This is a genomic window from Paenibacillus xylanilyticus, assembly GCF_047246825.1.
In the GTDB taxonomy this organism is placed as follows: Bacteria; Bacillota; Bacilli; order Paenibacillales; family Paenibacillaceae; genus Paenibacillus; species Paenibacillus xylanilyticus_B.
Genome location: NZ_JBFOLB010000001.1, coordinates 1,443,533 through 1,457,452, shown reverse-complemented (window position 1 = coordinate 1,457,452; position 13,920 = coordinate 1,443,533). Strand labels below are relative to the sequence as shown.

Sequence of the window (13,920 nt, the reverse complement as noted above, 5' to 3'; positions counted from 1 at the left end):
ACATACAGGCTTGTGCAAATGGTAGACCACGAGTATCTTAAGGATATAAATGACGACAAATAACCGGATGAGTTTGCCTGCGATGCAGTAAGGATGAAACTTCGAAATAAAATGTCGATTCATGCAAAAGATTCATAGGATATCGTTTAATCATCATCCCATTCGGGGTACTACTCTATAGATGAAGTTATGTACAGCTCAGCCTGTTAATTACGGAATATGTTGAATTTAAAAAGGAGGATAAGTGGTGTCGAATCCAATTACAGAGAATCGTTCTCTGTTTGAACAATTGTACAAATATGCACCCATCGGCATTGCTGTTGCTTCACATGTAAACGGGCATTGGCTTCAGCTTAATCCGGCGTTTTGCGAGATGCTCGGCTTTATGGAAAATGAGTTGATTGACTCCCCGATTGTACATATGATCCATGACGATGACCTGGAAATAGAGAAACTTCGATCGAAGTTTTGGGATATGACGAACGGAATAAGCCAAATGTATGAAACGGAGGTTCGGCTGAAGCGCAAGGATGGTTCTCTTCTATGGTCGGCCATAAGAGCCTGTATCGTAAGGGAAGAGGCGAGCGATGATCCTCTGTATCTGCTTGTGCAGGCAGCGGACATTACGAATCAAAAGGAAGCGGAGCAGCGCTTGATCGAACAGCGTAAACAGCTGGAGGAGAGTAACCGGATCTCTCGGCTGCTCACAGAGTCTTCCCTGGATCTTATTGCCATACATCGTGCTGATTCAGAGCGGACGTTCAAGTATGTTTCGCCAGCCTGTCTAAGCATGCTGGGATATGAGCCTGAAGAAATGATCGGCCAATCGGGCTTATTCTGTATTCATCCGGCGGATATTCCACTCGTTGAGGCTTATGTTGCAGGACAGATACAAGGTCTGGCTCCAGATCGTATGAGCTATCGGTTACTGCACAAGGATGGATCTGTTGTTTGGGCAGATACCATATCCCACTATGTTTACGATAAGAAAGGCAACCTGCAGGAGATGATTGCAGTGACCCGGGATATGACGGCTAGCAAAAAGCAGCAGCAGAGTCTGCAGGAGTACCAGTCACTCTTTGACTGTAATCCGCTGGGCGTAGCTTCACTTGATCTGGAAGGCAACTTGCTGAAAGCGAACGTTGGCCAGGAACTTCTGACAGGTCATTCAAAGGAGGAGCTGCTTAGTCAATCCTTTGATCATCTGATTGATCCGGTGGATTTGGCCAAAACCCGGTACCATTTTGAAGAATCCGTCAAAGGAAATGCCCAAAGTTACGAAATTGGGTTGATTCACCAGGACGGACGCCGAATTGAAACCCGAGTTATTAATGTTCCCATTATCCTTGAGGATCGGGTCGTTGGTGTATATGGGATTACAAGTGATATCACGGAATCGAAGAGGTATGTGGAGGAGATCGAGAATTTAAGCTACGAACGTGCCTTGATCCTGAATGCGATGTCTGAAGGAGTCATTGGACTGGATCAGAATGGCAGATTGATTTTTGCCAATCCGGCTGCTTCCGAGATGATGGGTTTTTGTCCAAGCGAAATGAATGGCAGGCACTTTGAGCATATCATCCTGCAGATGCAAAGCGAGGCGATACCCTATCCTGTGAATGAAACACCCATTGTAAAGGCTGTTCGTGAAGGTCGAAGCCTGCCGCGAACGGAGTCCGTTTTCTGGAGACAGGACGGCTCCAGCTTCCTCGCAGAGTTTCAGCTGAAACCGATTATGGACCAAGGGAATACCCGCGGAGGTGTGCTGGTGTTCCGCGATATGACATCGGTGAAGGACATCATTCGTGCCAAGGAAGCAGCCGAACAGGCCGACCGTGCCAAATCTGAATTTCTTGCGATTATGAGTCATGAGCTTCGCACACCACTGAACGGAATTATGGGCATGGCCCATTTGTTAAAGGAAACAGAACTTGATGCAGAGCAATCCGGATTCGCCGAAATTATAATCGATAGCGGCGAGTCGCTGCTCCACATTCTCAATGAAATACTCGATTTCAGCAAAATAGAGGCGGGTAAAATGGATCTGTCACGCGAAGCAGTGGATATCCAGGAGATGCTCGCGAATGTTGTTGAACTTTTTGCCTTAAAAGCTGCGGAGAAAAATATAGAGCTGTATTGTGAGATGTCTAATCGGATTCCTGAACGTGTGAGAGGGGATGAAACCCGAATTCGTCAGATTCTGATTAACCTGGTGGGCAATGCGGTCAAATTTACGGAGAAAGGCAGCATTCAGATTCGTGTGGATGCCAGTGTCGCCGAAGATGGCGATCCGAACAAACTGAACCTTTCTTTCGTCGTAAAAGATACGGGCATAGGCATCCCCATGGACAAACAGCATCAATTGTTTCAATCGTTCTCCCAACTGGATCCGGCCATTAATCGTAAATACGGAGGAACCGGGCTTGGACTTGCGATCAGCAAAAAGCTGGTTGAACTGATGGGCGGAGCCATTGGAGTACAGAGTGAAATGGGCAAGGGAGCAGAGTTTCATTTCACTCTTCTGCTTGAAAAGTGGCAGGACGAATCCGGTGATGTAGTGGAAGGTTCAGAAGAAACAGATGGATATGACGATCAATCCCAGCTGGCAGCCAATATCCGGATTTTAATTGCCGAGGATCAGCCAGTGAACAGCCACCTGATGGAAGAATTGCTTCGCAAGCACGGCGGTGTGTGTGATATTGTTGAAAATGGAGATGAAGCGGTACGTGCATTGGAAAGGGAATCCTACGATATCGTCTTCATGGATATTAAGATGCCTATTATGGACGGGATCGAAGCAACCTGCAAAATAAGACAGACGCATCCCGAGATTCCGGTCATCGCGGCGATAACGGCATTTGCGGGTGCTAGCGACCGTGAGGCATGCCTCCAATGCGGAATGCAGGACTTTATCAGCAAACCGTTCAGCTCATCTGAAATTACTCGTGTACTGCGTACGTGGGTTCCATACATCCGGGCTCATCGTTAATATAAACAGAAGCAATGTCAATGCTAAGTAGGATTAATGATAGTCAAAAAGCCTGACCCCGGGTGTGGGGTCAGGCTTTTTGGTTTAAACACATGTCCATGAACCGAAAGGGATCAGGACCATCCTCCAATCAATCCGGAGAGGGTTACGCATTCGTCATCTTCCAGTTCCGCAATCAACGTAAGTTCTTCCTGATCACTTGGATCAACAGAGAACAATTCGCGGCGTCCATCTTCGTGTACAATAATAACCAGTTGGTTGCCGCTTTTTGTATCAAACTGGTACTTAACTCCGATACCAGGCAGTGGGCATTCCCGGATATTCATGAAGCCTGTCACCTCTTTAGCTATTTCATAATGAATTTAACCGTTCTCACAGTACGGATGTATTCTACTATCCATAACACGGTTTGGCAAGTCAAACATCCAATTGTAGCCCAGTTTTAACATTTGCCGGATGAAGTTATCCCTTTCGGCGGTGTCTTGTCCGTTTGCGACGGACAAAAAACCAGATAAGCAGTGCAGCGATAACAATCAAAGCAATGACCGCTGTGATGATAATGTTTCGAATGTTGGGAACCTGTACCGTCAAATCCAGTGTATTCGGATTGAGGGGTGAAACGTGCCAGGTTAGTGTCTTCCCCTGATCTTCAACCAGATCCGCGTTGGAATCGTCTGCCTTGATCGGCAGACTCAATTTGAAATCGAAATTCACGTCTTTTAGCAGCAGGTTTTTGAGGAAACTCGGCACCTTGTTGATCTGGTCTTTAATCTCTCCATCCGGCATGGATTCCATCAGGTCAGCGGTTGCCGTAATGTGGAATTTGGAAGTGAAGAAGCCTGGCTCAGTCGACTGTTCCACTTGGATTCCGGCAGGTAGCTGGGACATATCGAAGCTTGAAGCCGTGTTGCTTTTCTCATAATGTGTTGTTGCCGAGAGCTGCTTCCGTTCTCCTTCATCAACCACCTCTGCCTGGAAGTTGTTTCGTTTCAGGGCATCTTCGAGCAGGGTCATTAGATTGTCTTGTCCAATCTTTCCGAGTGCTGATTCGGCTACGCCGAGATTTAGATCCAGATCAGTTGAGCCATCCATATTGACCGTGAGATGGGCTTCTCCATCCGCACAAGCAGATAGAATAACCAGCATAAGGCTTAGCATAATTGTAAGAAATAGATGACGTAAAGGAATACGAGTCGACATTGATTTCAACCTTTCTATGTAAATAGTCCCTATCCAATCATAGAATTATAGTATACACCGGAAATATCGCGGATGAAACGTTGAGCTGGGAACATGTGGTTCGTAGCTTAATGGTATGATATGACCAAAGGAAGTGGGAAGTCGAACTGAGTTCAGATGCATTTTTTAACTCAAAGCGAAAAAGGGGGATGTATTGTGGAAACGAGTCATTCGAAAAGGGAAGTTGTGAATCTGGATCAAATTAGCCAGAACATTCAGGAGCAATACCGGAACTTTGTCATTAATGATGTCAATGAGAGCTGCCTGCGGATTGCCGTATTTACAGGGGATTACAAATGGCATTATCACAGCAAGTCGGACGAGCTTTTTATTGTACTTGAGGGCGAGCTTCTGATTGATTTTAAGGATCGGGAGACAGTATCCCTGAAACCTCATGAGATGATTACGATACCTGCTGGAGTTATTCACCGAACCCGCGCCAACGTGCGGACGGTTAATCTCTGTTTTGAACATATGGATGCGGATACGGTGGATGTGGAATAATATTTTTTGATTAAAATTAAAGATGTCGTATTTTTGTCAATGTTCGGACAATTCAAATGGCGTTTCAACGTGTAAACTGGTAGTAGTGTGTTGAATACTCGGGAGCAGGGGGGTTACATTCATGACATACATCATTATTATGGTGGCCGTAATGGTTGTGGGCATGGTCGGAATGGGCTGGTTCTATAAGATTATGGACAAAGACAAGAGCTAATCTAACAGAAAATAGGAGACAAGCCTATAAGCTTGCTTCGCGATCATGCGGGGCGGGCTTATTTGTTTATTTTTTGTTTATGAGGACCATTTGTCAGAGAGCTTCTGTTTGAGAAGTACCTGACATTGGTACGTAATATATATAACGAAACGTGTTGTGCAATTTGACCGATGGACAAATATTTTTCGTAAAGATGGGATTTTTAGGCTGCTCTTTTGTATAATAGGGATTAGTCCAACTCGGGATATTTCCCGAAATATGCCTAAGAGGAAAGGGTGTACATAAATGAAATTTAGTGAATATACGTATACACGTCCCGATCTGGAAAAAATCAAAACATCATTCCATGAGCTTCTGAAAGGGTTTGAAGCAGCAGCTACGGTTGAAGAGCAGAGTGGATTTATGGATCAAATTAACGTCCTGCGCAGTGATTTTGAGACCATGGCGCAATTGGTCTATATCCGTCATTCCATTGATACCAATGATACGTTCTACAAAGCAGAAAACGAATTTCTCGATGAAAGCTCCCCAATCATTCAAGAATACATTACCGATTATTATCGGGCACTGGTTAACTCCAAATTCCGTGCTGAACTGGAGCAAAAATGGGGAACACAGCTGTTCCAACTAGCGGAGCAGTCCCTGAAAACATTTAGCCCGGAAATTATCGAGGACCTTCAAAAAGAGAACAAACTTTCCACGGAATACAACCAGCTGATTGCTTCGGCCAAAATTCCGTTTGAAGGTGAAGAACGTACATTGCCGCAATTGCATCCTTTTGAATTGTCCACGGACCGTTCCATGCGCGAGCGCGCTTCGGAAGCAAGATATACATTCATGGCCGAGCATGAAGCGGAATTTGATCGCATTTACGATGAACTGGTGAAAGTGCGTACGCAAATCGCGAAAAAATTAGGCTATCCGTCGTATGTGGAACTGGGCTATGACCGCATGAACCGTACTGATTATAACGCAGAGATGGTAGCCAACTTTAGAGCGCAGGTTCGTGATTATATCGTGCCGGTTGCAACAAAGCTCAGAGAGCGTCAGCGCAGCCGGATTGATGTGGATACCCTTTATTATTATGACCAGGGTTTCAGCTTCAAGACAGGTAACCCGACACCGAAAGGTGATCCGGACTGGATTATTGAAAATGGTAAAAAAATGTACGCTGAATTGTCACCGGAGACGGATACGTTCTTCCAGATGATGACGGATAACGAACTGATGGATTTGGTGAGCAAAAAAGGCAAGCAGGGTGGAGGCTATTGCACCTTCCTGAATGATTATAAAGTGCCGTTTATTTTCTCGAACTTCAATGGTACTTCCGGTGATATCGATGTCCTGACACACGAAGCGGGACACGCGTTCCAGGTTTATGAGAGCCGTCACTTTGAAGTGCCGGAATACAACTGGCCGACTTACGAATCGGCAGAGATTCATTCCATGAGCATGGAGTTCTTCACATGGCCATGGATGGAATTGTTCTTCAAGGAAGATACGGACAAATACAAGTTCGATCACCTGTCTTCCGGATTGCTGTTTATTCCTTATGGTGTTGCGGTGGATGAATTCCAGCACTTTGTTTATGCCAATCCGGATGCAACACCGGCTGAGCGCAAACAGGCATGGCGCAACATTGAGAAAACGTATCTGCCACACATCAATTACAAGGATAATGCCTATCTGGAGCAGGGCGGATTCTGGCACAAGCAGGGACACATTTTTTCCTCGCCGTTCTATTACATTGACTACACCCTGGCACAGATCTGTGCATTCCAGTTCTGGAAACGCAGTAACGAGGATATGAAGTCTGCATGGGCCGATTATCTCACATTGTGCAAAGCGGGAGGAAGTCTCTCTTTCACAGGATTGGTTGAACTGGCAGGACTGAACTCTCCGTTCGAGGACGGTTGTGTCTCATCTGTTATCGGTGATATTGAAGCCTGGCTGGATGGGGTAGACGATAAAGCGTTGTAAATTGGGGCTTTGTTGAACCAAGTACCTGTCTATCGAGAAATGGCTGAATGGTACACTGACTCGGCAAGTGAAAATGAAGCGGCTCTGAAACCAAAGGTTTCAGAGCCGCTTTTTCGTATAGATTGAATGGGATGTACACTGTAAAAGTGGAGTGAAATAATGTGGCTGTGTAACATTTCTCAGGCTTATTGTGATTTATTTCACTAAATGTGAAAACGGATTCAGTTACAATGAAGACAGTAAATCAGGGGTTACAGGAGGCTGGTTCAGATGGCAACACATGCTTATTATGTTCCGCCCGTGAACTTGATGGGTAGAGGATGTTTACAGGAAGCAGGCAGGATGATTCAGGACATGGATATTTGCAAGGCACTAGTTGTAAGTGATCGACAGTTGATCTCTTCTGGTGTAGCGGAACAGGTATTGTCTATATTAAGAAAATCAGGGCTAGACTATGTCGTATATGATGAAGTACAGCCCAATCCAACGTGTCAAAATGTGCATGAGGGTCTGAAAATGTTTCAGGAACATGGCTGTGACGCCATTATATCCATAGGTGGAGGCTCGCCCCAGGACGCAGCCAAAGGGATTGGCATCGTAGCTACCAATGGTGGACATATTCGTGACTACGAAGGATTACATCAATCCCATCATAAGTCTGTGCCGCTTGTAGCATTTAACACTACAGCAGGTACATCGAGCGAGGTGACCATTAACTACGTGATTACAGATGAGGAACGAAAGGTGAAAATGGTAATGGTAGATCGAAACAGTCTGGTCTCCCTGTCAGTGAATGATCCGGAATTGATGCTGAGCAAGCCAGCCAGCCTTACGGCAGCAACAGGCATGGATGCTTTAACTCATGCGGTGGAAGCAATGGTGACCCCTGGTGGATTTACAGTGACCAGCGCAACAGCTGCAGCAGCGGTTGAGCTGATCTTTGAATACCTGCCGAGAGCCGTCAGAGACGGAAGTGACCTCGAAGCACGGGAACATATGACCTATGCCTGCTTCTTGGGTGGTATCGCCTTTAATAATGCCGGTTTGGGTTACGTGCATGCCATGGCGCATCAACTCGGGGGAGTGTATGATCTGCCGCATGGTGTATGTAACGCCATGCTGCTTCCTTATGTGGAGGAGATGAACGCGAAGCATGTGCCCGGCAAATTCCGGCATATTGCCAAAGCCATAGGCATGAATGTGAAGGGCAAGAGTGATGAGGAATGTTCCACATATGTCATCGATGCCATTCGCCAGCTTTCCAGGGAAGTGGGCATTCCAGAGAAGTTGTCTGAACTGGGTGTGACGGATCCTGATCTTGAACTGCTTGCGGATAATGCAATGAAAGATGCGTGTGCCCCAGGCAATCCGTATCAGCCTTCCAAAGAAGAAGTCGTGGAGCTTTTCCGCAAGATTATATAAGTAATAGACATGCCAGTTATAAAGCACTGAGTGAGGTAGCAGATAAATAATGTAAAGCAGGCATATGAACCGGGAGGAGTCCCGGTTTTTTGTCATGACACTTAGACATTACTATTTTTGCATTTTGATCATTCGTACAGAACCAAAAGGATTTTGATTCCTGTATAGCGAATACAATAATCTAATCACAACAGCATCAGAAAGGAGTGATTTCAGACCTGAACTTTTGTCTTACGTTTCCAGCAAGATTCCTCAGCCCGTTTCGTGTTTAATGTTAATTAGGGATTGTGTATTGCATTTTTCACGGGGTACATCTTAATTTCGAATCCACCAATCACCTCTGCACGGCAAGTAACGGCTACTCTCTGCAATGATCACCCTACTCAGACATGACAATGAATGATGTTCAGTTGCAATCTCAAAGAGATTTCACACCAATGTACAAGGTTTGTCTGTACAGCATGCTCCTAATCATGACAACAGCGTCCACACAACAGAATACAAGATTATGGGCTCTGAAATGAACTAGAACGAATGCGCGTGGAGGAGGCTGTAATGATGGCAAAAAAAGAAGTTGTAGCGATGCTGCTCGCAGGAGGGCAAGGCAAAAGGTTAAAAGGGTTGACCAAATCACTGGCTAAGCCGGCTGTATATTTTGGCGGGACTTACCGGATCATTGATTTTCCTCTAAGCAACTGCTCCAATTCGGGCATCGACACCGTCGGTGTGCTCACACAATATGAACCTCTGGTACTCCATTCATATATTGGCATCGGCAGTGATTGGGATCTGGATCGCAAAAATGGCGGAGTATATGTACTTCCTCCACATGAACGTGAAGACGGGAGCAGCTGGTACCGTGGCACGGCGGATGCGATCTACCGCAATTTGAACTTTATTGAACAATTCGATCCAGAACACGTGCTTATTCTATCAGGAGATCACATCTACAAAATGGATTACGAAAAAATGCTCCAGTATCACAAAGAGAAAGATGCAGATTGCACCATATCCGTCATTGACGTTCCGCTGGAAGAGGCCAGCAGGTTCGGGCTGCTCAACACCCACGATGACTACCGCATCTACGAATTCGAAGAAAAGCCTCCTGAACCCAAAAGCACACTTGCTTCCATGGGTATCTATCTCTTCAAGTGGGATGTATTGAAACGCTTCCTGATCCAGGACGAACAGCAGGCATCCACCTCATACGATTTTGGCAAAGACATCATTCCCTTATTGCTTGAAAATGAAAAATCCTTATATGCCTACCCTTTTGAAGGCTATTGGAAAGATGTAGGCACCATCCGCAGTCTGTGGGAATCCAACATGGATCTGCTGGATGAGGATACACCGCTCAACCTGAATGATCCGGATTGGCGCATTTATACCCGTAATCCGAACCAGCCCGCACAGTATATTTCGCCTGCCGCCAAGGTGCGGAATTGCATTATTAGTGAGGGCAGCGTTGTTCATGGTGAGGTCAATCATTCCGTATTGTTCTACGGGGTGGAGGTCGGAGAGCATAGTTCCGTAATTGATTCAGTCGTAATGCCTCGGGTAAAGATTGGGCAAAACGTCCGCATTCACAAGGCCATCATTGCCGAAGGGCTGGTCATACCAGATGGAGTCTATCTATCTCCTGCTCCAGAGGATGAAAGTGACGTGTTGCTTGTTGACCAGGAGGAATTGGAACGACAGCTTCAACAGGGAATGACAACTAAAGTCTAATCTGAGCCCAAAGGACGGTGCATGCGATGAAACCATTAATCGGTGTTATTAACCTTGATCAGGAACTAGAGGAATTGAAGGAATTGACGTACTTTCGCTGCGGAGCCGCAGTGCCTTATGCGGGGCGTTACCGTCTGATTGATTTTGTATTGTCCAACATGATGAATGCGGGCATTGAGAGTATTGGTGTTTTTGTCCGCCGCAAATACCGTTCGCTGATGGATCACCTGAGTGACGGCAAGCCTTGGGATCTGGACCGCAAGCATGGAGGCATGTTTATCTTGCCGCCGGACTGGAATGATCCGACCGATACGTCGCAGGGGGATTTGCAGCATTTTCACAACAATCTTGATTTCTTCCACCGTGGGGCGGGGGAATACGTGGTTCATGCGGGTAGTCGGCATGTGACCAAAGCGGATCTGCAGGATGTCTACAGATATCATGTAAGCAAGGGAGCAGACGTGACTCTCGTTTGCAAAAGAGTGGGCCAACTGCTTCCTGAGCACGACGCCTGTGTCAAAGTTGAACATGACGGGAACGGTAACGTGGTGGACATTCACCAAAGCGCCGATCACCCGAATATATATACAGAAATTTTCATCATGGAAAAGAAATTGTTCCTGCGCCAGGTACAGCGCTGCATAGATCATGGCGAGAGTAATTTCTTCCGTGATGTCATCCAGAAAAATCCGGATGGATTGAACATTGCGGCATACGCCTATGATGGTTATCACGCCGTAATCAATTCAATTGACAGCTATTATCGCAACAGTATGGAATTATTGAATACGGGATTGTATGAACAACTGTTCAAGGAAGAACCGGTTCAGACCAAGATCAAGTATGAGGCACCTGCCAAATACCTTGACACTGCCGAGGTGAAGCACTCACTGCTTGCAAACGGATGTATTGTGGGCGGAGAAGTGGAGAACAGCATATTGTTCAGGGGTGTGCACGTAGCCAAGGGAGCCAAAATCAAAGGTTCGATTATTATGCAAAAATGTTATATCGGTGAAGACGCGGTACTGGAGAATGTGATTCTGGACAAAGACGTGAAACTGACGGGTGGACAGACGCTGATTGGGGATCCGTCAAACCCGTATATCTTGGCAAAGAGCACTATTATCTAATACCAGCTGTTAACCGATATCATCTATAAATAAAATAAAAATTCTGTATACTTGGTGAAAATTGAAATTGCATGTGAACGAAGAGGGCAGAAAAAACCTGGAGAAGCGTAGCGTTCACCTTTATCCCCGGATTTCTACATTTAACAAACTAGATCAAAGAAATCCGGGGATAACAGTGATCGGAAGGTTGTTCTGCCAGCGTAGTGGCCAGTGTAATAATTATTTTTTCACGATATACAGAATTTCACCGGGAGGAACCTGCTTTTGTTTGACAACAAGGAAACGTTCAAGAGTATCTTTCAACGGAATCTGGTCAGCAAATTGGGCAAACCGCTTGAAGAAGCCACGAAGGAAGATGTCTATCACGTTCTGGGAAGCATGATCCGTGAGTATGCAGGTCAAGACTGGGCAGCGTCGAATCAGGGATTTAAGCAGCGCCAGGATAAACAGGTTTATTACTTCTCGCTGGAATTCCTGATTGGACGTCTGCTGGGTAACAATCTGTTGAACGTGAATGAACTGGAATTGGTTCGCGACAGTCTCGCCGAACTGGGCTTCTCGCTGGAGGAAATAGAGGAACAGGAATCTGACGCAGGTTTGGGTAATGGCGGATTGGGCCGACTGGCGGCGTGTTTTCTGGATTCGCTTGCATCACTCGGCTACGCCGGCCATGGATGCGGCATTCGGTACAAATACGGATTGTTTGAGCAAAAAATCATTGGTGGCAACCAGGTAGAACTTCCGGACAATTGGCTCGACAAGGGCAATGAATGGGAAGTACGACGCCCGGACAAAAAGGTAGAAGTTCAATTCTGGGGCCGGGTGGAGGCCTATGAGCAGGATGGACATTATCATTTTGTTACCAAAGATGCCGAATCTGTTGTTGCAGTCCCTTACGATATCCCTGTCTTGGGTTATGGTCAGCCCCATGTGAATACGCTCCGCCTGTGGAGTGCCGAACCGAAACGGGAAACATCACTGGATACCCCTTCGAACTATTACGGTTACTTGGATTACAGTCGTTCCGTGGAGTCGATTTCCGAGTTCCTGTATCCGGATGATTCCCAGTACGAGGGCAAGCTGCTGCGTTTGAAACAGCAATACTTCATGTGCTCTGCCGGTGTGCAAAGTGCATTGCGGACATTTAACAAGCTGGAACTGCCATATGACCGATTACCAGACAAAGTGGCTTTCCACATTAATGATACCCATCCTACGCTGGTTATTCCGGAATTGATGCGTATTCTCATTGACATAAAGGGGTATGGTTGGGACGAAGCATGGGACATCACAACGCGCACCGTTTCCTATACGAATCATACAACGCTTAGCGAGGCGCTGGAGAAGTGGCCTGTATCCATGATCAGCAAGCTGTTACCGCGCATTTATATGATCATTGAAGAGATTAACAAACGCTTCTGCGGCATGCTTCTGGATCGTTATCCGGGAGAACAAGATCGGATTCAGCACCTGGCCATCATTGCAAACGATCAAGTTCGTATGGCACATCTGGCGATCGTCGGCAGTCATAGTGTCAATGGTGTGGCCGCGCTGCATACTGAAATATTGAAGGAACGGGAGATGGCACCGTTCTATGCCCTGTATCCGGAGCGTTTCAACAATAAGACGAATGGGATAACCCATCGCCGCTGGTTGATGCATGCGAATCCGAAACTGTCCAGTCTGATTACTGATACCATAGGAAGTGAATGGATTACCGAGCCGGGCAGGCTCAATGAACTCACGGGATTTGCAGACGATGCTTCTTTCCAGGAGCAGTTCAGGTCCATCAAACACGAAAATAAGGAACGGCTCGCTGCGTACATTCTGGATCATACCGGAACGGCGGTTAATCCGGATTCCATTTTTGATGTACAGGTGAAAAGGCTGCATGGCTACAAACGCCAGCTCCTAAACATTTTACACGTCATGCATCTGTATAACCGTCTTAAGAACGATTCGTCGTTTGATATCGTGCCACGTACGTTCATTTTTGGGGCGAAGGCCGCACCAAGTTACTATTTTGCGAAGAAAATTATCAAGCTGATCAATACGGTGGCAGATACTGTAAATCAGGATAAGGCTGTGAATGACCGTCTGAAGGTATTCTTCCTCGAAAATTATTCCGTCTCTCTGGCGGAAAAGATTATTCCGGCCGCGGACGTCAGTGAACAGATCTCGACTGCCGGTAAGGAAGCGTCGGGTACTGGAAATATGAAATTTATGATGAATGGTGCATTAACCATCGGTACAATGGATGGGGCTAACGTGGAGATGGCGGAGCAGGTCGGGGAAGAAAACATGTTTATCTTCGGTCTGCGTGCAGACGAAGTGCTGGATTATTATCGTTCCGGCAGCTATCGTCCATACGAGATTGTGCAGCAGGATGAACGCATTCGCGAAGTGGTTGAACAGCTTGTTCATCCAGGTGCGTTCTGCTGCCGAGAAGGAGAGTTCTGGGATATCTATGACTCGCTGCTCGCACATGGAGATGAATACTTTGTATTGCGTGACTTTGCTGCTTATACAGATGCGCATGCGTCCATTGATAAGGCTTATCGGGATGTGCCAGGCTGGGCACGCAAAACCGTGCTGAACACGGCACAATCCGGTATTTTCTCCAGTGATCGTACCATAAGTGAGTATGCGACCGACATCTGGGGCATTCATCCGGTGTCTGGACACTGGAAAGGCTAATATGAATAAGTGATTTA

9 protein-coding genes are annotated in these 13,920 nt (G+C 46.3%); 7 read left to right on the top strand and 2 right to left on the bottom strand.

Features of this window, described 5'->3' with window-relative positions:
- The first annotated feature begins 247 nt into the window (after window positions 1-247).
- Window positions 248-2,989 carry a PAS domain S-box protein gene (locus AB3N00_RS06135; RefSeq protein ID WP_413033792.1) on the top strand — a complete coding sequence of 914 codons (2,742 nt, stop codon included), beginning with the start codon at window positions 248-250 and terminating at the stop codon, window positions 2,987-2,989.
- A 113-nt stretch (window positions 2,990-3,102) separates the two neighbouring features.
- On the opposite strand, the gene AB3N00_RS06130 is transcribed toward AB3N00_RS06135, so the two are convergent.
- The gene (locus AB3N00_RS06130; protein ID WP_175396243.1) at window positions 3,103-3,315 is read right to left on the bottom strand and encodes a hypothetical protein; all 213 of its coding nucleotides are present in this window, start codon (window positions 3,313-3,315) and stop codon (window positions 3,103-3,105) included.
- A 136-nt stretch (window positions 3,316-3,451) separates the two neighbouring features.
- Entirely contained in the window at window positions 3,452-4,189 is a 738-nt protein-coding gene (locus AB3N00_RS06125; RefSeq protein ID WP_413033791.1) for a hypothetical protein, read from the bottom strand.
- A 195-nt stretch (window positions 4,190-4,384) separates the two neighbouring features.
- Between AB3N00_RS06125 and AB3N00_RS06120 the strand changes: the two genes are divergently transcribed.
- From AB3N00_RS06120 to AB3N00_RS06095, 6 genes are all read left to right on the top strand, one after another.
- Complete coding sequence (locus AB3N00_RS06120; protein ID WP_413033790.1) at window positions 4,385-4,732, top strand: cupin domain-containing protein; 348 nt, start codon at window positions 4,385-4,387, stop codon at window positions 4,730-4,732.
- A gap of 499 nt (window positions 4,733-5,231) precedes the next feature.
- Window positions 5,232-6,926 (top strand): M3 family oligoendopeptidase, encoded by a 1,695-nt coding sequence (locus tag AB3N00_RS06115; protein WP_413033789.1) that lies wholly within the window; start codon window positions 5,232-5,234, stop codon window positions 6,924-6,926.
- Between the two features lie 270 nt (window positions 6,927-7,196).
- The gene (locus AB3N00_RS06110; protein WP_413033788.1) at window positions 7,197-8,348 is read left to right on the top strand and encodes an iron-containing alcohol dehydrogenase; all 1,152 of its coding nucleotides are present in this window, start codon (window positions 7,197-7,199) and stop codon (window positions 8,346-8,348) included.
- A 558-nt stretch (window positions 8,349-8,906) separates the two neighbouring features.
- Window positions 8,907-10,076, top strand: a complete 1,170-nt coding sequence (locus tag AB3N00_RS06105; RefSeq protein WP_413033787.1) for a glucose-1-phosphate adenylyltransferase — start codon at window positions 8,907-8,909, stop codon at window positions 10,074-10,076.
- A gap of 26 nt (window positions 10,077-10,102) precedes the next feature.
- The gene (gene glgD, locus AB3N00_RS06100) at window positions 10,103-11,206 is read left to right on the top strand and encodes a glucose-1-phosphate adenylyltransferase subunit GlgD (RefSeq protein ID WP_413033786.1); all 1,104 of its coding nucleotides are present in this window, start codon (window positions 10,103-10,105) and stop codon (window positions 11,204-11,206) included.
- Window positions 11,207-11,470: 264 nt separating this feature from the next.
- Window positions 11,471-13,903, top strand: a complete 2,433-nt coding sequence (locus AB3N00_RS06095; protein ID WP_413033785.1) for a glycogen/starch/alpha-glucan phosphorylase — start codon at window positions 11,471-11,473, stop codon at window positions 13,901-13,903.
- Window positions 13,904-13,920 lie beyond the last annotated feature (17 nt).

Excerpts from the sequence above, each read along its gene's own strand:
- AB3N00_RS06130 (WP_175396243.1), bottom strand. The coding sequence starts at position 3,315 with ATGAATATCCGGGAATGCCCACTGCCTGGTATCGGAGTTAAGTACCAG.
- AB3N00_RS06125 (WP_413033791.1), bottom strand. The coding sequence starts at position 4,189 with ATGTCGACTCGTATTCCTTTACGTCATCTATTTCTTACAATTATGCTA.
- AB3N00_RS06115 (WP_413033789.1), top strand. The coding sequence starts at position 5,232 with ATGAAATTTAGTGAATATACGTATACACGTCCCGATCTGGAAAAAATC.
- AB3N00_RS06110 (WP_413033788.1), top strand. The coding sequence starts at position 7,197 with ATGGCAACACATGCTTATTATGTTCCGCCCGTGAACTTGATGGGTAGA.
- AB3N00_RS06105 (WP_413033787.1), top strand. The coding sequence starts at position 8,907 with ATGGCAAAAAAAGAAGTTGTAGCGATGCTGCTCGCAGGAGGGCAAGGC.
- glgD (WP_413033786.1), top strand. The coding sequence starts at position 10,103 with ATGAAACCATTAATCGGTGTTATTAACCTTGATCAGGAACTAGAGGAA.